This window comes from Anaeromyxobacter sp. Red801 (assembly GCF_049201065.2).
In the GTDB taxonomy this organism is placed as follows: Bacteria; Myxococcota; Myxococcia; order Myxococcales; family Anaeromyxobacteraceae; genus Anaeromyxobacter.
This window is the reverse complement of sequence record NZ_CM181236.1, coordinates 3499527-3516703: the sequence shown is the minus strand read 5'-3', so window position 1 is coordinate 3516703 and position 17177 is coordinate 3499527. Positions and strand designations below refer to the sequence as shown.

Here is a 17177-nt window from a genome sequence, read left to right as displayed (position 1 = left end):
CGAAATGGCCACCACCCCCTGGACCGTCGACGTCACCCACTCCGCCATCCACTTCTGGGTCCGCCACATGGTCATCTCCAAGGTGCACGGCCGGTTCGCGAAGTGGACCGGCACCCTGGAGCTCGATCCGCAGGACCTCACCGCCGCGAAGGTGGACGTGAAGATCGACGCCGCCTCCATCGACACCCAGGTCGCCGACCGCGACGCGCACCTGCGCTCGGCGGACTTCCTCGACGTCGCGAAGTACCCGGAGCTCACCTACCGCTCGCGCCGGATCGAGAAGGCCGGCGACGGCTACCGCGTGGTGGGCGACCTCACGCTGCACGGCGTGACGCGCGAGGTGACGCTGGACGCCGAGTTCGCCGGCATCGGCAAGGACCCCTGGGGCAACGAGCGCGCCGGCTTCTCGGCGAAGGCCGCGCTCGACCGCAAGGAGTTCGGCCTCGCGTGGAACGCGGCGCTCGAGACCGGCGGCGTGCTGGTGGGCGAGAAGGTGGAGATCACGATCGAGCTCGAGGCGGTGAAGCAGGCCGCGAAGCAGTCGGACGCGGCGTAGGCCGCGGGAGGGGAGGCGCGATGGAGCGGCAGCGGGGAGCGGGGCGGCGGATGCCGGTGCTGTTCGTGGGGCACGGCTCGCCCATGAACGCCATCGAGGACAACCGGTGGAGCCGCGCGTTCCGCGGCCTCGCGCCGCTGCTCCCGCGGCCCCGCGCCATCCTGGCCGTGTCCGCGCACTTCGTCACCGCCGGCAGCGTCCTCACCGGCCAGGCGCGGCCCGAGACCGTCCACGACTTCGGCGGCTTCCCCGACGCGCTCTACCGCGTCCGCTACCCGGCCCCGGGCGCTCCGGAGCTGGCGCGGCGCGCGGCGGCGCTGGTCGCGGGGGACGGCGCCCGCGTGGTGGACGGCTGGGGCCTCGACCACGGCACCTGGAGCGTGCTCGTGCACCTGTTCCCGGCGGCCGACGTGCCGGTGGTGCAGCTCTCGATCGACGCGGAGCTGGACGCCGCCGGCCACCTCGCGCTGGGCCGGGCGCTCGCGCCGCTCCGCGACGAGGGCGTGCTGGTGATGGGCAGCGGCAACCTGGTGCACGACCTGCGGCACGCCTTCGCCGCCTGGCGCCGGGGCGACGCCGCCCCGCCGGCGTGGGCGGCCCGCTTCGACGCGGACGCGGCCGCCGCCCTGGAGCGGCACGACGCGCGCTGGCTGGTGGACGCGATCGCGAGCCCGGAGGGCCGGCGCGCGCACCCCACGCCCGAGCACTACCTGCCGCTGCTCTACGCGGCGGGCGCGGCGGGGGCGGACCCGGTGCGGTTCCCCATCACCGGGTTCGACATGGGCTCGCTGTCGATGCGCGCCGCGCTGTTCGGCTAGGCGGCCGGGGCGCTACTGCGCCGCGGGCGGCTCCTGCGGCGGCGGCGGGGGGCGATCCTCGCGCGCGGACTCCTCCAGCTTCCGCTCCAGCTCGTGCAGCCGCGCGGTGATCTCGTCGAGCTGCCGGCGCACCTCGGACAGGCTGGAGACGCCGTCCACGGCCGCGCGCACCCGCTCGTCCACGCGGCGCTGCAGGGACGCCATCGCGTCCTGCGACGCGGCCATCAGCTCCTTGGCCCGGTCGCTGGTGGCCTGGCTGCGCGCCATCAGGTGCTGCACGCGCTGCTCGGCCGCGGCCCGGACCGCCTCGACGCGCCCGCGGAGCTCGGCCTGCGTCCCCACCACCAGCCGCTGGGCCACCTCGCCGCCGTGGCGGATGAGGTCCCGGAGCGTCTCGAGGCTCATCTTGGAGGTCTTCTTCTCTCCTCGAAGATGATCTGCGCGAGGGTGATGGAGGTGAGGTCCTCCTTGGTGCGGTTGTCGATGATCTTGACCTCGGCACCGCCCTTGATCATCTCCGCGATCTCGTCGAGCGTGACGTACCGGGACTCCACGGTGTCGTAGAGCTTCCGGTTCGTGTACCGCTTGATGACCTTGGGCTCGACGCCGGCGGCGGTGGTGTCCGTACCTTCGGTGTGCTGGTCGTTCATCGCTCCATCCGCGGCGGTAAGTGTGCGAAACTTCGGGCATTGTTCCTGCGGTTGCCGCTTGGTGTCAAGCGGCATGACGGTGTAACGTCCTGCCGGCGCCCCGCATGATCGCCCACTGCACCCACTGCCAGGCCAAGTTCCGGATCGCCGACGAGAAGATCGGCCCGCGCGGCGCCAAGGTGCGCTGCTCGCGGTGCAAGACGGTGTTCGCGGTGCGCCGGCCCGACGCGCCGCCGGCCGCTGCGCCGCCGGAGCCTCGCCCGGCGCCAATCCCGCCGCCCGGCCCGGCGCTCCCCGGCCCGGCCGATCCCTTCGCGGAGCCCGCGTTCGCCGCGGCGGGGCCGGACCCGTTCGCCGCCGACCCCTTCGCGCCGCCTGGCCCGGCGGCCCAGGACCGGTCACCGGAGCCGTTCGGCCACGATCCGTTCGCCGGCACAGGGCCCGGCGCGCCGCCCGCCGATCCGTTCGCGCTCGAGACGCCGCCCACCGGCTTCCCGGGACCCGGGGGCGCGGATCCCTTCGCATTCACCGCCGGTGATCTCCCGTCCGCGCCCGGGCTTGCCGGCGGCCCGGCCGATCCGTTCGCGCCGGCCCCGGACGCCGGAGACCCCTTCGCCGCGGCGCTCGCCGGCGCGGCCGATCCGTTCGCCGCGTCGGTGTCGCCGCGCCGCCGCGCCGCCCCCGCCGAGCTCCCCGCCGGCCTGGCGGCCCCTGCGCCGGGCGCCGCGCCGGGCGGCTCGTCGGCGCTGCCGCTCACCGATCTCTCCGACCTGCTCGGCGACGCGCCCGCGCCCGCGCCCGCCGCCCCGCCGCCGCTCCCCGCGCCGGCCGCGCTCGCGCCGGAGCCGCTGCCGCCCGCGGGAGGCCTCGATCTCGCGTTCCCGCCCGAGCCCGCCGGCGGGCCGCCGGCCGGCCTCGCGCTGGAGCTCGCCGGCCCCTCCGAGCCGGACGCGCCGCTCGACGCGCCGCCGCCGCCGCCGTCCATGGACCTCGATCTCGCCGGCGGGCCCGAGCTCGGCCTGCCGGGCGGGCCGCTGCCCGGGGCCGACCTGGCGCTGGAGGAGCGCTCCACGCCGGCGCCCGCGCGGCTGGACGAGCCGCCCGCCGAGGACGATCCGTTCGCCCGGGCCGCGTCCTGGGCGCCGGGCGCGGACGCGGGTCCGAACGAGCTCTCCTTCGCGGATCGCGGCGAGGAGACGCTGGCGCTCGCCACCGAGCCCTCCGGGCCGCTGGAGGCGCCGCCTCCGCTCCCGCCGGAGCTCCCGCGGCCGGCGCCCTCCCGGGCGGCCGCGCCCGCCGAGGCGCCGGCGGAGGCGCCGGCGCGCGACGCCCCGCGGGCGGCCGGCCCGCTCGGCGGGCGGCTGCGCTCGGTGGCCGTGAACGCCGCGGCGCTCGCCGCGCTGCTCCTGGTGGCGCTCGCGTTCCGGGTGGCCTGGCGCGGCGACGCGCCGCTCGAGCCGGGCGCGTTCCGCCCGTCGTCGGTGCTGGGCGCGGTGGGCGTGGGCGAGCGGGCCGCCGGGCCGCTCGCGGTGGCCGAGGTGCGCAGCGGCCTCTACGACCGCGCGCGCGGCGGCCCGGTGCTGTTCGTGCGCGGCAAGGTCGTCTCGCGCGCGCCGTCGCCGGTGGCCCGCGCGCGCGTGGAGGTGGAGCTCGTGCGCGACGGCCAGGTGATCGCGCGCGGCACCGCGCCGGCCGGTGCCGTGGCGACGCCGGAGGAGCTGCACGGGGCCGGCGGGGCCGCCGAGCTCGAGGCGGTGGTCCGCGCCGTGGCGGCGCGCGCGCCCGCCCGGATCCGCCCCGGGGAGTCGCTGCCGTTCCTGGTCGTGCTGCCGGACGCGCCGGACGACCTCGCCGGCGCCACCGTGCGCGTGACCGCGGTGGGCGGCGTGGAGGCGGCGGCCCGATGACCGCGGGCGCGGCGCCCGGGCCGGAGACGGACGCCCGCGCGCTGATCCGCCGGCTGGCCGCGCTGGAGGAGGGGCCCATCCGCGCCCGCGCCGCGGCCCGCGCGCTCGGCGCCACCGAGCCCGCGCGGGCGGCCGAGCTGATCGCCGCGCTGGCGCGCCACGGCGCGGGCGAGGCCCGGGGCGCCATGGCGGCGGTCGGCCAGGCGCTGCGCGATCCCGAGCCCGACCTCCCCTACGCCTGGCGCGCCGAGCTGTACGCCGCGGCCGCCGAGCGCGGCCTCGCCGAGGTCACCGGGCTCCTGGTGGCCCCGCCGCCCCGCGCGCCCTGGCGGCCGCCGCGCGACAAGGCCGACGCGCGCCTGGCGCACCTCACGCTCGGCCACAAGAAGGCGCTGGCGCGCGCGCACCGCGATCCGGACCTGCTGGCGCGGCTCGCGGCGGAGGGCGAGCCGACGGTGGTCCGCGAGCTGCTCCGCAACCCGCAGCTCACCGAGCCGTTCGTGGTGCGGATCGCGGCCCGGCGCCCCTGCCGCCCCGAGACGCTGCGGTGCGTGGTCGAGTCGCCGCGCTGGCGCACGCGGACCGCGGTGGCGCTCGCGGTGGTGCGCAACCCGTACGCCGAGACGGAGCTGGCGCTGAAGCTGCTGGCGGTGCTGCCCGGCGCCGAGCTGGCGGAGGTGGCCCGCGACGGCGCGCTGCACCCGCTGGTGCGCGCCGTGGCCGCGCGGCTCGTGGCGGGGCGCGCCGGGTGAGCGCGCCGGCGCCGCGGTCAGGGCCGCGGCGGCTCACCCGGGCCGCGGTCGCCGCGCACGGCCCCCCGGAACCCGCGCACGGCCCGGCCCAGCGCGTCGCCCAGCGCCGGGATCCGGGTGGCGCCGAAGACGAGCAGCGCGACGAAGGCGACGATGAGGAGCTCGGTCATCCCGGGGTTCCGTGCGCGCGCCGCGGCGATCCCGTGGCGGGCGGCGCGCTAGGATAGTCGCGCGACCCTCCGGGCGCCAGGCGGCAAGGCGCCCGGCGGCGACGGGGCGCAGGAGCCCGACCCCGGCATGCCCACCCCGAACCGCAGGGCCCCGCGCGCGGCCGGCCGCCCGCTGGTGCTCGGCCACCGCGGCGCGAGCGCCGACGCGCCCGAGAACACGCTCGCCGCCTTCCGCCTGGCCCTGGCGCAGGGCGCCGACGGGGTGGAGCTGGACGTGTGGCGCTGCCGCACCGGCGAGGTGGTGGTGGTGCACGACGAGGACACCGGGCGGGTGGCGGGCCCGCGCTTCCGGGTGGACGCCACGCCGCTCGCCGAGCTGCGCGCGCTCGACGTGGGCGCGTGGAAGGGCGAGCGGTTCCGGGGCGAGCGGATCGCGACGCTGCCCGAGGTGCTGGAGGCGCTCCCCGGCGCGGTGGTGAACGTGGAGCTGAAGTCGCGCGGGCGGGACCTGCGCCTGGCCGAGGCGGTGGCGCGCGACGTGCGGCGCGCCGGGGCGGAGGGGAGGGTGATCGCCTCCTCCTTCGACTACCGGCTGGTGGCCGCGTTCCGGCTGGCGGCGCCCGAGGTGCCGGTGGGGCTGCTCTTCGAGCCGGGGCACCGCTGGCGCCTGCGCACCGCGCTCGCCGCGCGGCTGCTGGGCGCCGCCGCCGTCCACCCCGACGCCGCGCTCGTGACCCCGGCGCGCGCCGAGGCCTGGCGGGCGCGCGGCCTGGCGGTGAACGCCTGGACGGTGGACGCGCCGGACGAGGTGGCGAGGCTCACCGCGCTCGGCGCCGCCGCCCTCATCACCAACGTCCCGGGCCGCACGCGCGCGCAGGTCCGCGCGCTGACCGGCCGCTAGCGCATCGCCGGACGCGCGCGGGATCCGCGCCGGGGCGGGCGCAAGCGACATGCTGCCGCACCCGTGGAGGCCGGGCGCACGGCCGTCCGGGTGAGCAAGTATCGCCCGCCGTGACCGACCTCCTCGCAGCCCGCGCGCTCTTCGGCACCTCCCTCGCCTTCCACATCGTCTTCGCCGCCGTCGGCGTGGCCATGCCGCTCTTCATGGTGCTGGCCGAGTGGCGCTGGCGGCGCACCGGCTCGGAGGTGCACCTCGAGCTGGCGCGCCGCTGGGCCAAGGGCACCGCCATCCTGTTCGCGGTGGGGGCCGTCTCCGGCACCGTCATCTCCTTCGAGCTGGGGCTGCTCTGGCCGCGGTTCATGCAGTTCGCCGGGCCCATCATCGGCATGCCGTTCTCGCTGGAGGGCTTCGCGTTCTTCGCGGAGGCGATCTTCCTCGGCATCTACCTGTACGGCTGGGGCCGCGTCGGGCCGCGCCTGCACCTCGCCGCCGGGTGGGTGGTCGCGGCGAGCGGCGCCACCTCCGCGTTCTTCGTGACGCTCGCGAACGTCTGGATGAACGTGCCGGCCGGCTTCGAGCTGGGCGCGGGCGGCGTGGCGGCCGGCGCCGCCGGCATCGACCCGTTCGTCGCCATGTTCCCGCCCGGCTGGCAGCACCAGGTCATCCACGTCCTCATCTCGTGCTACGCGGCGACCGGCTTCGCGGTCGCGGGCATCCACGCGTTCATGCTGCTGCGCGAGCGGGACAACCCGTTCCACCGCGCCGCGCTCCGCATCGCGTTCGGCGTGGGCGCGGTCGCGGCGCTGCTGCAGCCGGTGTCGGGCGACTTCTCCGCCCGGCAGATCGCCACCACCCAGCCGGTGAAGCTCGCCGCGCTGGAGGGGCACTTCCGGACCGAGCGCGGCGCGCCGCTGCGCATCGGCGGCATCCCGGACGAGGAGCGGCGCGAGACGCGCTTCGCGCTGGAGATCCCCTACGGCCTCTCGCTGCTCGCGTTCCACGACCCGCACGCGGAGGTGCGCGGGCTGGAGGCGTTCCCGCGCGACCGCTGGCCCAACACGCTGCTCGTCCACCTCGCCTTCCAGGTGATGGTCGGGCTCGGCTCGATCATGGCGCTGCTCGCGGCGACCTGGGCCGTGCTCCGGGTGCGCGGCCGCGAGCCGGGGCGCTGGCTGCTGCGCGCGCTGGTCGCGGCCTCGCCGTTCGGCTTCCTGGCGCTCGAGGCGGGCTGGCTGGTCACGGAGTGGGGGCGCCAGCCGTTCACGGTGTGGGGCGTGCTGCGCACCGCCGACTCGGTGACGCCGGTGACCCACCTCGCGGTCCCGTTCATCGGGTTCATGGTGCTCTACGTGTTCCTCGCGGTGGTGGTGGTGGCGCTGCTGTGGCGCCAGATCGCGAAGAGCCCGCGCGCCGTCGCGCTCGGCCCCGGCGCCGGGACGGCGGCGGAGGTGCGGCGATGACGCCCGCCGACCTGCTGGGCGGGGTGATCCTCGCCGCCGCGGTGCTGTACGCGCTGCTCGGCGGGGCGGACTTCGGCGCCGGCATCTGGGACCTGCTCGCCGGCGGCCCGCGCAAGAAGGAGCAGCGCGCGCTCATCGAGGAGGCCATCGGGCCGATCTGGGAGGCGAACCACGTCTGGCTGATCCTGATCGTGGTGCTGCTGTTCACCGCCTTCCCGCCGGCGTTCGCGGCCATCACCATCGCGCTGTTCGTGCCGCTCATGCTGCTGCTGGTTGGCATCGTGCTCCGCGGCGCGGCGTTCACCTTCCGCACCTACGACGCGCCCGAGGACCGGGTGCAGGCGCGCTGGGGCCTCGTGTTCTCCGGGTCATCGGTGGTGGCGCCGCTCACCCTCGGCGTGATCGTCGGCGCGCTCGCCTCCGGGAACCTGGGCGCGGCCGCGCGCGGCGAGGCGCCGTTCGCCTGGGCGGCGCCGTTTCCGCTGGCGGTGGGCGCGTTCGCCGCCGCGCTGTTCGCGTACGTGGCCGCGGCGTACCTGGCGGTCGAGGCCGGGGGCGCGCTGCGCGAGGACTTCCGGCGCCGCGCCATCGGCGCGGGCGTGGCGGTGTTCCTGACCGCCGCGCTGTCGGCCGCGCTCTCCTGGCGCGAGGCGCCGCTCGTCTTCGCCGGCCTGACCCGGCGCGGCTGGTCGATCCCGCTGCACCTCGCCACCGGCGCCGCGGCGATCACCGCGTTCGCCGCGCTGTACCGCGGGCAGGTGCGCCTGGCCCGCGCCGCGGCGGTCGCGCAGGTCACGCTCATCGTGCTGGGCTGGGGCGCGTCGCAGTACCCGTACCTCGTGGTGCCGGATCACACGCTCGCGTCGGCGAGCGCGCCGCGCGCCACGCAGGTGCCGGTGCTCTGGGCGCTCGCCGCCGGGGCGGCGCTGCTGTTCCCGGCGCTCTACCTGCTCTTCCGCGTCTTCAAGGGCGAGCGGCCGTTCGCCATCCTCGACCGCGACCGCCCGCGCTGACGCCGCGGGGCGGCGCCGCTACACCGGGATCCGGCCGCGCAGGTCGGCGGCGCGGTGCGGCCCCTGCTCCGCCACCAGCGCGCGGGCGGCGTCCAGCTTGCCGAACGCGCCCCAGGTCATCACGCCGCGCACGCGGCCGTCGGCGAGGTAGTAGACGACGCCCCGGCGGAACGGCTCCTGCCAGTCGGCCACGACCTCGAGCCGCGCGTCCACCAGGCCGACCGCCTCGTACCCGAGGTCGAACAGGTCGGAGTAGAAGAACGGGAGGTGGCCGTAGACGACGTCGGCGCCGGCCATGGCGCGCCCGGCCGCCTCGCCCATCTTGTTGGCGTTGTCCTCGTGCTCGACGCGGACCAGCCGGCCCAGCGCAGGGTTCCAGAAGCGCGCCACGTCGCCCGCGGCGAACACGTCCGGATCGCGGGTGCGGAGCGACGCGTCCACCACGATCCCGTCGTCCACGTCCAGCCCGGCGCCGCGCGCCAGCGCGTCGTTCGGCACGATCCCCAGCCCCGCCACCACCAGGTCCGCCCGCAGCTCGCCCGCGCCGGTGCGCACCGCGAAGCCCTCGCCGCGCCGCTCCACGCCGGAGATCCGCACGCCCGGCAGCACCTCCACCCCGTGCTCGGCGTAGTAGCCGTTCAGGTGCAGGCCCAGGTCGCGCGGGAAGGTCCGCGCGCCGATGGTCTCCTCCGGGAACGCGAGCGTCACGCGGTAGCCGGCGTCGGCGAGCGCCGACGACACCTCCGAGCCGATGAAGCCGCCGCCGATCACCACCACCCGCCGCCCGGCCGGGAGCGCGCGCAGGCGGCGGAAGTCCGCCACCGTGCGGAAGTGGATCACCTCGTCCGGCGCGCCGGGCAGCCGCCGCGGCGCGCCGCCGGTGGCGAGCAGGAGCTTGCGGTACTCGATCGCCTCGCCGCCCTCGAGCTCGACCCGGTGCGCGGCGCGATCGATCGCGGTCACGCGCACGCCGGCGCGGAGCGTGGCCCCGTCCACCTCCGGCAGCCAGATCGAGCCCTCCTCCTGCCCGCGCCAGAGCGCCTTGGAGAGCGGGGGCCGGGCGTACGGCCGCTCCGGCTCCTCGCCGAGGATGGCGATGGAGCCCCCGCCGTCCGCGAGCCGGATCCCCTGGGCGGCGGCGTGCCCCGCCATCCCGCCACCGACGATCACGTAGTCGAAGCCGGCCATCCCGTCCTCCCGGCGCGGCGCCGCCGGGCGCCGCTGCGAGCCACTTCTAGTGGATGCGGCGGCGCGGAGCGCGTTACGGGAGGGCCGGGGGCGTCCGGGGGCTAGCGCCGGCCGGCCACCGCCAGCCGGAGGTCGGCGGTGAACGCCTCCACGTCGGCGGGGGTCACGTCCCAGGCGCACATGAGCCGGACGCCGCCGGAGCCGATGAAGTCGTAGAAGCGCCAGCCCCTGGCGCGGAGCTGCGCGGCGGCGTCGCCCGGCAGCGTCGCGAACACCGAGTTGGCCTGCACCGGCTGGAGGATCTCCACGCCCGGGACGGCGCGGAGCGCCCGCTCCAGCAGCGCGGCCATGGCGTTGGTGTGCCGGGCGTGGCGCAGCCAGGCGCCGCCCCGGAGCATGCCCACCCACGGCGCCGCCAGGAAGCGCATCTTGCTGGCGAGCTGGCCGGCCTGCTTGCACCGGTAGTCGAAGTCCGCCGCCAGCGCCCGGTCGAAGAACACGATCGCCTCGCCCACCGCCATGCCGGCCTTGGTGCCGCCGAAGCAGAGCACGTCCACGCCCACCTTCCAGGTGAGGTCCTTGGGGGCGACCCCCAGCGCCGCGACGGCATTGCCGAAGCGCGAGCCGTCCATGTGGAAGCGCAGGCCGTTGGCGCGGGCGCGCTCGCCGATCGCGCGGAGCTCGTCCACGGTGTAGAGCGTGCCCAGCTCGGTGGGCAGCGTCACCGAGACCACCCGCGGCTTCGGGTAGTGGATGTCGGTGCGGCGCCGGACCATGTGGTCGATGCCGTCCGGCCGGAGCTTGCCGTTCGGGCCGGGGAGGGTGAGGACCTTGGTGCCGTTGGAGAAGAACTCCGGCGCGCCGCACTCGTCGGTCTCGACGTGCGCCGTCTCGTGGCACAGGATCGAGTGGTAGGACTGGCAGAGCGCCGCCAGCGCGAGCGAGTTCGCGGCGGTGCCGTTGAACGCGAAGAACACCTCGCAGTCGGTCTCGAACGTCTCGCGCAGGAGGTCCGCCGCCTCCTGCGTCCAGCGGTCGTCGCCGTAGCCCGGCGAGTGGCCCACGTTCGCCTCGGCCATGGCCGCGAACGCCTCGGGGCAGATGCCGCCGTAGTTGTCGGAGGCGAAGTGGCGCAGCGGGCCGGAGGGGGCGGGGGACGCGGGGCGGGACGGGGTGCCGGGGTTCATGGCGGCGGACTGTACGCTTTCGCGGACGACTGTCCAGAACTTCCGTTTTAACGGATGAGGCCCGGCGGTCAGGCGCGGTACGGCCGCACCGGCGCGATCTGGGCGGCCAGCTTCTCCGGCGCGATCGCGGGCAGCCGGCAGGCGCCGCGCTCGCACACGTACGCGGTGGCGCGCCCGCCGGCGGCGGCCTTGCCGGCGGCGATGGCGGCCACCGCGCCGAGCCGCGCCAGCCCCTCGCCCTCGGGCGCGCCGGTCAGGGCGCGGCTGGGCAGGAACGTCCGGCGCAGCACGTCCACGAACGGCCCGGGATCGCCGCCCTCCGGCCAGACCAGCACCACCTCGCGCACCGCGTCGCCGGCGAAGTCGAGCGCGAGCAGGAGCTCGGACATGGCCAGCGGCTGCTCGGCCAGCGTGCGCGCGTGGTGCCGCAGGGCGCCCTCCGCGGCGCGCCGCCAGCGCGGGTCGGAGGTGAACGCCTCGAGCCGCAGCGCGTTCAGCGCCGCCACCGACGCGCCCGACGGCTCGGCGCCGTCGTGCGTCGGCTTCTCCCGCGCGAGCAGCCGCTCGTGATCGGTGGCGGACTGGAACCAGCCGCCGCCGCCGGGATCGCCGAACAGCCGGTCCTGCGCCTCGGCCAGCTCCACCGCCGCCCGCAGCCAGCGCGGGTCGAAGCTCGCCTCGTGCAGGTCGAGCAGCCCCTGCACCAGGAACGCGTGGTCCTCCAGGTAGGCCGGCACGCCGGCGCGGCCCGCGAGCCAGCTCCGCTGCAGCCGCCCGCCCTGCACCATGCGCGTCAGCACGAAGTCGGCGGCGCGGGCCGCCGCGTCCACCCAGCGCGGCTCGGCCAGCGCCCGCCCGCCGAGCGCCAGCGCCGAGATGGCCAGGCCGTTCCAGCCGGCCAGGACCTTCTCGTCCCGCAGCGGGCGCGGCCGCCGCTCGCGGATCGCGTACAGCGCGGCGCGGTCCGGCGCGAACGCCTCCCACGCGTCCTCGTCGGGCGCGGGCACGTGCAGCACGCTCCGGCCCTCGAAGTTCCCCTCCGGGCGCACCCCGTGGAACCGGAGGAACGCCTCGGCGCGGTCGCCCAGCGCCTCGCGCAGCTCGGCCTCGGTCCAGGTGAAGAACCGTCCCTCCTCGCCCTCCGAGTCCGCGTCGGTGGCGGAGTACAGGCCGCCCTCGGGCGAGGTCAGCTCGCGCAGCAGGTAGTCCAGCGTCTGCCGGGTCACGCGCGCGAAGTCGCGGCGGCCGGTGACCTGCCAGGCCTCGGCGTACGCGACCGCCAGCAGCGCGTTGTCGTAGAGCATCTTCTCGAAGTGCGGCACCAGCCACTCGGCGTCGGTCGAGTAGCGGTGGAACCCGCCGCCCACCTGGTCGTGCAGGCCGCCCGCCGCCATCCGCTCGAGCGTGACGGTCGCCATGCGGAGCGACCGCTCCTCGCCGGTGCGCCGGTGGTGCCGGAGCAGCAGGCGGACCGGGACGTTGGAGGGGAACTTGGGCGCGCGGCGCAGGCCGCCGTGGCGCTCGTCGAAGCTCCGCTCGAGGAGCGTCACCGCGTGCTCGATCGGCTCCGGCCCGGGCACCTCGGCGGCGGCGGGCCCGGCCGGCGCGAGCGCGGTGCGCACCGCCTCGACGAGCGCGCCGGTGGCGGAGCGGATCCGGTCCGGGTCGCGCGCCCACAGGTCGGCGATCTCGTGCAGGATCGAGAGGACGCCGCGGGCCGGCCCGCGGACGCCGTCGCGGGGCGGGAAGTAGGTCCCGCCGAAGAACGGCTCGCGGTCGGGCGTGAGCCACACGCTCATGGGCCAGCCGCCCGAGCCGGTGAGGAGCTGGACCGCCGTCATGTAGACCGCGTCCACGTCCGGCCGCTCCTCGCGGTCCACCTTGATGGCCACGTAGCGCTCGTTCAGGACGCGCGCGATCTCCTCGTCCTCGAAGGACTCGCGCTCCATCACGTGGCACCAGTGGCAGGTGGAGTAGCCGACCGACAGGAACACCGGGCGGCCGGTCCGCCGCGCCTCCTCGAACGCCTCGTCGCCCCAGGCCCACCAGCTCACCGGGTTGTGCGCGTGCTGGAGGAGGTACGGGCTCCGCTCCAGCGCGAGGCGGTTGGTGAAGCGCGGCGCGGCGCCCCCGTGGCCTGCCGCGGCATCGGCGGCGACCGCCTCGGCGAGCCGGCGCGCGAGCGCGTCGGGGAACGGGGCGGCGCCGGGGAGGGGCTCGAGCATGCCCGGGGCTTAACCGGCCCGGGCGCGCGATTCACGCGCGACGCGGCGCGGGGGCCTGGCTCACGGCCAGGCCCGGCCCTTGCCGGCGATCGGCCCGCGCTGCGGGTTGACCACGCAGAAGCGCTGCCCGGTGGGCGCCTCCATCACCCACCACCGGTGGACGAACCCGACCCGCTTCGCGCCGAGCGCCTCCAGCCGCTTCACCTCGGCCTCGAGGTCGTCCGACTCGATGTCGAGGTGGACGCGGCTCGGGTGATCCACACGCTGCACGAGCACGACGGGCTCGCCGGCGGCGTCCTCCAGCGCGCGGTAGCCCGGGCTGCCGGGATCGGGCGGCTGGAGCGGCCTGCCCAGCGCGGCGCTCCAGAACGCAGCGGCCCGGTCCACGTCCCCGTCCTGACAGTCGATGACGATGCCGACCAGCCGGCTCCGATGCATGCGCGCTTCCCTCCGGCGGAGGGGTCTAGGCGGGGCGCGCGCTCGGCGGAAGGCGCCGGGAGGGTCCGTCGGGGCTCAGAACAGCTCGTCCAGGGCCCGCGCGATCCGCTCCTCGATCTCGCGGCGCATCTGGCGCGCGGCCTGGACGGTCTCCTCGATGGCCGCCTGGAGGTCGCCCGCCGGGCCGCCCGGGATGACGCGCAGCGCGTCCCGCCCCAGCCGCGGCGGCCCTGCCGGCTCCGCGCCGGCGCGCCCGCCGCGCAGCAGCTCGAGCCTCGGTTGCGGTTGCCGGGGCGGATCGGCCGCGTCGCCCATGCTCCGAAGCTAGGCACGCGCCGCGGCCCGGCGCAGCGGGCCCCCGGGCCCGCGCCCGGGTCAGCCCTTCACCACCGCGAGCGGGTCGAGCCGGGCCACCAGCCGGGAGATGCCCGCCCCGTCCATCACGGCCACCACCTGGGCCACGTCCTTGTACGCCTCGCTCATCTCCTCGCCGAGGGTCTTGCGCCCCCGCGCGATCACCTCGATGCCGCGATCGGCCAGCTCCCGCGCGATGGAGCGGCCCCGGGCGCGTCGCAGCGCCTCGCCTCGCGAGAGGAGGCGCCCCGCGCCGTGGCACGAGCTGCCGAACGTGTCGCGCATGGCCTTGTCGGTCCCGGCGAGGACGTAGGAGTACCGCCCCATGTCCCCGGGGATGAGCACCGGCTGGCCCACCTCGCGGTACGGCGCCGGGACGCGCGCGTCGCCGGGGCCGAACGCGCGGGTGGCGCCCTTGCGGTGGACGAGCACCCGCCGCACCCCGCCGTCCAGCTGGTGCTCCTCGAGCTTGGCCACGTTGTGGCAGACGTCGTAGAGCAGCCGCGCGCCCAGCTCGCGATCGGAGACGCCGAGCGTGTCGAGCAGCGCCCGCACCGCGAGCCCGGTCATCACCTGCCGGTTGGCCCACGCGAAGTTCGCCGCCGCCTGCATGGCCGCGAGGTAGCGCCGCCCCTCCGGGCTGCCGATCGGGGCGCAGGCGAGCTGCCGGTCGGGCAGGGCGGCGTAGTCCGGGCCGTAGGACGCCAGCCGCGGCGCCAGCTCCGCGAGCGCCTCGTCGCACACCTGGTAGCCGAGGCCGCGCGAGCCGGAGTGGATCTGGACCACGAGCTGCCCTGGGAACAGGCCGAACGCCTCGGCCGCGGCGGCGTCGTGGATCCGGGCGACCCGGTCCAGCTCGAGGAAGTGGTTGCCGCTGCCCAGCGTGCCGAGCTGGTCGCTGCCGCGCTCGCGGGCCCGCGCGCTCACCGCGGCGGGATCCGCGCCGGCGAGCCGCCCGCCCTCCTCGCAGCGGTCGGCGTCGTCCGCCGCGGCGCGGAAGCCGCGCGCCACCGCCCAGCGCGCCCCCTGCGCCAGCACCTCGTCCAGCTCCCGCGGCGTCAGCCTCGGGATGGCGGCGCTCGCGCCCACGCCGGTGGGGACGTCGCGGTAGATCCGGGCCGCGAGCGCGTGGAGCCGCGGCCGGAGCTCCTCGGCGTCGAGGCCGGTGGTGACGACGCGCACGCCGCAGTTGATGTCGTAGCCCACCCCGCCCGGCGAGACCGCGCCGTGCTCCGCGTCCACCGCGGCGACGCCGCCGATGGGGAACCCGTACCCCCAGTGTACGTCCGGCATGGCCAGCGACCAGCGCAGGATCCCGGGCAGGTGGGCCACGTTCGCCACCTGCTGCAGCGCCGGGTCGTCCGGGGCCGGCGGGCCCGGGGAGTAGACGCGCCCCGGCACCTTCATCCCGCCGTGGCGCGGGATCTCCCAGAGGTCCCCCTCGATCCGCCGCAGCGGCACGTGCCCGCCCTGGTGCGCCGTCATCGCGTCCCCCCGCGCCCGATCAGATGTCCAGCACCGCCTGCGCCACCCAGCCGCCGCCCTCCGGCTCGAGCCGCGCCGCGTGCCAGGTGACCGCCTTCACGTCCGCGCCCTCGGCGTGCAGCGCCGGGTCCCAGCGCGCGAAGCCGACCACCGCCTCGGCGCCGGCCTCGCTGCAGGCGGTGACCTCGACGGCCGCCGGGATGCGGCGGGCGGAGACGAAGCGCCAGAGCAGCTCGCGCAGGAGCGCCACCGCGGTGCCGGCCAGCCCGGGCCCGCCGCGCACCGCGAGCCGCTCCTCCTCGCCCTCGACCGGCGCCGGGCCGCCGCCGGCGAGCAGCGCGCCGAGGGCCAGCGCCAGCCGCGCGAGCGCCTCCTCCGCGGTGGCGCCGCGCACGCGCACGCCCACGTCGGCGACGTGGCCGAGGTCCTCGTACGGCTGGGGCAGGGCGAGCCGCATCGCCCCGAGGATAGCAACGCGCGCGGCCCGGGGCGGGCGGGACGGCGGGTGCGCCGCTACGCGGCGGCGCGCTCGGCGAGCGGCACGATGCCGCGGGAGGAGACCCGCAGGAAGCGCCCGAGGAGCGCGATGGCGACCGCGGTGAGGCCGAAGCAGAAGCCGCCCCACAGCCCGACCACCCCGTGACCGAGGGTGAATCCGAGCAGCAGCGTCGCCGGCAGGCCGATCAGCCAGTGCCCCGCGAGGTTGGCGAGGAAGGTGAAGCGGGTCTCGCCGGCGCCGCGCAGGACGCCCGCGCCCACCGCCTGCAGGCCGTCCGAGAGCTGGAAGATCGCCGCGACGCGCAGCAGCGGGACCGCCAGCGCGAGCACGCCCGGGTCGTCGGTCATGATCCGCCCGATGACGCCGGGCGCGAACGTGAAGGCGAGCGCGGGCACGAGCATGATCGACGCGCCGCCCGCGAACGCGCACAGCCCCGCCCGGCGGGCGCCGGCGCGCTCGTGCGCGCCCACCGCGAGCCCCACCCGCACGCTGCCCGCGTCGCCGAGGCCGACCGCCATGGTGAAGGTGAGGCTCGCCACCGAGAGCGCGATCTGGTGCGCGCCGAGCGCCTCGGCGCCGAGGCGGCCGGCGAGGAAGCTCACCAGCGAGAAGAAGCCGACCTCGGCGAACATGTGCAGCCCGACCGGCCCGCCCACCCGGACCGCGGTGGCGAGCGCGGCGCGGTCCGGGCGCGCCAGCCCGGCCGGCCGGGGGCCGCCGAGCGACACCGCCCGCGTCGCGCGGACCAGCACGAGCGCCTGCAGCGCGATGCAGAGGCTGGTGGCGATGGCGGCGCCGGCCGCCCCGAGCGGCGGCACCAGCCGGAGCGGCCCGGTCCACGCCGGCAGGGACGCGCCGCCGAACACGAGCAGCAGGTCGGCGGGGACGTTCAGCAGGTTCGCGCCCACCGTGGCCACGACCATGGGCCGGCCCAGCCCGTGCGCCTGCAGGTAGGCGCGCGCGCCGAAGTAGTAGAGGAAGAAGAACAGCCCCGGGAGCCGCCACCAGATGTACGGCCCGGCCTGCGCCGCCACGTCCGGCGCGATGCCGAGCGGCACCAGCGCCGCCGGGATGAGGGCGATGGGGATCGTGAACGCGGCCGCCAGGATCGCCGCGAGCCACGCCGCCTGCCAGAGCAGGTGCCGCGCGCGCCGCTCGTCGCCCGCGCCGATCGCCTGCGAGATGAGCGGGTCCAGCCCGTGCATGATCCCCATGCCGAGCACCGCGACCGCGAAGAACAGCGAGGCGCCGAGCCCGGTGCCGGCGAGCGGCACCGCGCCGGCGCGGCCCACGATGGCCGCGTCCACCACGCCCATGAGCGCCTGGCCGCCGTGCGCCAGCGACAGCGGCAGGGCGAGCCGGAGGAGCGCGCGCAGCTCCGCGCGGATCGGTGGGACGGCCGGGGACATGGGGGCGCGCAAGATACCCGAGGTGCGGGGTCGCTGCACGGGCGCCGCGCCGGCTCGCCGCGCCGGCCCCCGGGCGACGGCCCGCGCCCGTCGCGGGACGAGCCTTTCGGGTGACCCGTTACGGGGGGCATCGAATTCCAGTCTCCGTCTGCAGGGTTCGCGCTG

16 protein-coding genes and 1 pseudogene are annotated in these 17177 nt (G+C 77.2%); 7 read left to right on the top strand and 10 right to left on the bottom strand.

Annotated features, from left to right (window positions below; genetic code table 11):
* Positions 1 to 4 precede the first annotated feature (4 nt).
* Both ACOQFB_RS16225 and ygiD read left to right on the top strand, forming a co-directional pair.
* Positions 5 to 556, top strand: coding sequence for a YceI family protein (locus ACOQFB_RS16225; RefSeq protein ID WP_059437268.1), 552 nt, complete (start codon positions 5 to 7; stop codon positions 554 to 556).
* Positions 557 to 576: 20 nt separating this feature from the next.
* Positions 577 to 1374: a 4,5-DOPA-extradiol-dioxygenase gene (gene ygiD / locus ACOQFB_RS16220; RefSeq protein ID WP_421609404.1), complete on the top strand. Its 798-nt coding sequence runs from the start codon at positions 577 to 579 to the stop codon at positions 1372 to 1374.
* A 12-nt stretch (positions 1375 to 1386) separates the two neighbouring features.
* Here ygiD and ACOQFB_RS16215 read toward each other — a convergent pair.
* Positions 1387 to 2024: pseudogene (locus tag ACOQFB_RS16215) on the bottom strand (polyhydroxyalkanoate synthesis regulator DNA-binding domain-containing protein).
* Positions 2025 to 2128: 104 nt separating this feature from the next.
* Between ACOQFB_RS16215 and ACOQFB_RS16210 the strand changes: the two are divergent.
* Together ACOQFB_RS16210 and ACOQFB_RS16205 are read left to right on the top strand one after the other, a co-directional pair.
* On the top strand, positions 2129 to 3931 hold the full coding sequence (locus ACOQFB_RS16210) for a zinc-ribbon domain-containing protein (RefSeq protein ID WP_421609403.1): 1803 nt from the start codon (positions 2129 to 2131) through the stop codon (positions 3929 to 3931).
* On the top strand, positions 3928 to 4683 hold the full coding sequence (locus ACOQFB_RS16205; RefSeq protein WP_421609402.1) for a hypothetical protein: 756 nt from the start codon (positions 3928 to 3930) through the stop codon (positions 4681 to 4683). Before ACOQFB_RS16210 ends, ACOQFB_RS16205 begins: the two co-directional genes overlap by 4 nt.
* Positions 4684 to 4700: 17 nt before the next feature.
* Here ACOQFB_RS16205 and ACOQFB_RS16200 read toward each other — a convergent pair whose 3' ends face one another.
* Positions 4701 to 4853 carry a Sec-independent protein translocase subunit TatA/TatB gene (locus tag ACOQFB_RS16200; protein WP_041453816.1) on the bottom strand — a complete coding sequence of 51 codons (153 nt, stop codon included), beginning with the start codon at positions 4851 to 4853 and terminating at the stop codon, positions 4701 to 4703.
* 127 nt (positions 4854 to 4980) lie between these two features.
* On the opposite strand from ACOQFB_RS16200, the gene ACOQFB_RS16195 reads away from it, so the two are divergent.
* From ACOQFB_RS16195 to ACOQFB_RS16185, 3 genes are all read left to right on the top strand, one after another.
* Positions 4981 to 5754, top strand: coding sequence for a glycerophosphodiester phosphodiesterase (locus ACOQFB_RS16195; protein ID WP_059437689.1), 774 nt, complete (start codon positions 4981 to 4983; stop codon positions 5752 to 5754).
* A 110-nt stretch (positions 5755 to 5864) separates the two neighbouring features.
* On the top strand, positions 5865 to 7214 hold the full coding sequence (locus ACOQFB_RS16190; protein ID WP_059437690.1) for a cytochrome ubiquinol oxidase subunit I: 1350 nt from the start codon (positions 5865 to 5867) through the stop codon (positions 7212 to 7214).
* Positions 7211 to 8227 carry a cytochrome d ubiquinol oxidase subunit II gene (locus ACOQFB_RS16185; RefSeq protein WP_421609401.1) on the top strand — a complete coding sequence of 339 codons (1017 nt, stop codon included), beginning with the start codon at positions 7211 to 7213 and terminating at the stop codon, positions 8225 to 8227. The genes ACOQFB_RS16190 and ACOQFB_RS16185 overlap by 4 nt, the downstream gene beginning before the upstream one ends.
* Positions 8228 to 8245: 18 nt before the next feature.
* Here ACOQFB_RS16185 and ACOQFB_RS16180 read toward each other — a convergent pair whose 3' ends face one another.
* The 8 genes from ACOQFB_RS16180 to ACOQFB_RS16145 form a co-directional block, all read right to left on the bottom strand.
* A complete protein-coding gene (locus ACOQFB_RS16180; protein ID WP_421609400.1) occupies positions 8246 to 9415 on the bottom strand; it encodes an NAD(P)/FAD-dependent oxidoreductase in 1170 nt (389 codons plus the stop codon).
* 101 nt (positions 9416 to 9516) lie between these two features.
* Positions 9517 to 10602 carry a threonine aldolase family protein gene (locus ACOQFB_RS16175; protein WP_059437693.1) on the bottom strand — a complete coding sequence of 362 codons (1086 nt, stop codon included), beginning with the start codon at positions 10600 to 10602 and terminating at the stop codon, positions 9517 to 9519.
* Between the two features lie 68 nt (positions 10603 to 10670).
* The gene (locus tag ACOQFB_RS16170; protein ID WP_059437694.1) at positions 10671 to 12827 is read right to left on the bottom strand and encodes a thioredoxin domain-containing protein; all 2157 of its coding nucleotides are present in this window, start codon (positions 12825 to 12827) and stop codon (positions 10671 to 10673) included.
* A gap of 60 nt (positions 12828 to 12887) precedes the next feature.
* The gene (locus ACOQFB_RS16165; protein WP_059437695.1) at positions 12888 to 13265 is read right to left on the bottom strand and encodes a VOC family protein; all 378 of its coding nucleotides are present in this window, start codon (positions 13263 to 13265) and stop codon (positions 12888 to 12890) included.
* Positions 13266 to 13340: 75 nt separating this feature from the next.
* Positions 13341 to 13580 carry a hypothetical protein gene (locus tag ACOQFB_RS16160; protein ID WP_059437696.1) on the bottom strand — a complete coding sequence of 80 codons (240 nt, stop codon included), beginning with the start codon at positions 13578 to 13580 and terminating at the stop codon, positions 13341 to 13343.
* Positions 13581 to 13640: 60 nt separating this feature from the next.
* The gene (locus ACOQFB_RS16155) at positions 13641 to 15104 is read right to left on the bottom strand and encodes an RtcB family protein (protein WP_421609399.1); all 1464 of its coding nucleotides are present in this window, start codon (positions 15102 to 15104) and stop codon (positions 13641 to 13643) included.
* A gap of 19 nt (positions 15105 to 15123) precedes the next feature.
* Positions 15124 to 15561, bottom strand: coding sequence for an archease (locus ACOQFB_RS16150; RefSeq protein ID WP_059437698.1), 438 nt, complete (start codon positions 15559 to 15561; stop codon positions 15124 to 15126).
* 56 nt (positions 15562 to 15617) lie between these two features.
* A complete protein-coding gene (locus tag ACOQFB_RS16145; RefSeq protein WP_059437699.1) occupies positions 15618 to 17012 on the bottom strand; it encodes an MATE family efflux transporter in 1395 nt (464 codons plus the stop codon).
* Between the last annotated feature and the right edge of the window lie 165 nt (positions 17013 to 17177).

Bases quoted from the DNA above. Each gene is read 5' to 3' on its own strand.
- ACOQFB_RS16225 (WP_059437268.1), top strand. From the start codon at position 5: ATGGCCACCACCCCCTGGACCGTCGACGTCACCCACTCCGCCATCCAC.
- ygiD (WP_421609404.1), top strand. From the start codon at position 577: ATGGAGCGGCAGCGGGGAGCGGGGCGGCGGATGCCGGTGCTGTTCGTG.
- ACOQFB_RS16210 (WP_421609403.1), top strand. From the start codon at position 2,129: ATGATCGCCCACTGCACCCACTGCCAGGCCAAGTTCCGGATCGCCGAC.
- ACOQFB_RS16205 (WP_421609402.1), top strand. From the start codon at position 3,928: ATGACCGCGGGCGCGGCGCCCGGGCCGGAGACGGACGCCCGCGCGCTG.
- ACOQFB_RS16200 (WP_041453816.1), bottom strand. From the start codon at position 4,853: ATGACCGAGCTCCTCATCGTCGCCTTCGTCGCGCTGCTCGTCTTCGGC.
- ACOQFB_RS16195 (WP_059437689.1), top strand. From the start codon at position 4,981: ATGCCCACCCCGAACCGCAGGGCCCCGCGCGCGGCCGGCCGCCCGCTG.
- ACOQFB_RS16185 (WP_421609401.1), top strand. From the start codon at position 7,211: ATGACGCCCGCCGACCTGCTGGGCGGGGTGATCCTCGCCGCCGCGGTG.
- ACOQFB_RS16180 (WP_421609400.1), bottom strand. From the start codon at position 9,415: ATGGCCGGCTTCGACTACGTGATCGTCGGTGGCGGGATGGCGGGGCAC.
- ACOQFB_RS16175 (WP_059437693.1), bottom strand. From the start codon at position 10,602: ATGAACCCCGGCACCCCGTCCCGCCCCGCGTCCCCCGCCCCCTCCGGC.
- ACOQFB_RS16170 (WP_059437694.1), bottom strand. From the start codon at position 12,827: ATGCTCGAGCCCCTCCCCGGCGCCGCCCCGTTCCCCGACGCGCTCGCG.
- ACOQFB_RS16165 (WP_059437695.1), bottom strand. From the start codon at position 13,265: ATGCATCGGAGCCGGCTGGTCGGCATCGTCATCGACTGTCAGGACGGG.
- ACOQFB_RS16160 (WP_059437696.1), bottom strand. From the start codon at position 13,580: ATGGGCGACGCGGCCGATCCGCCCCGGCAACCGCAACCGAGGCTCGAG.
- ACOQFB_RS16155 (WP_421609399.1), bottom strand. From the start codon at position 15,104: ATGACGGCGCACCAGGGCGGGCACGTGCCGCTGCGGCGGATCGAGGGG.
- ACOQFB_RS16150 (WP_059437698.1), bottom strand. From the start codon at position 15,561: ATGCGGCTCGCCCTGCCCCAGCCGTACGAGGACCTCGGCCACGTCGCC.
- ACOQFB_RS16145 (WP_059437699.1), bottom strand. From the start codon at position 17,012: ATGTCCCCGGCCGTCCCACCGATCCGCGCGGAGCTGCGCGCGCTCCTC.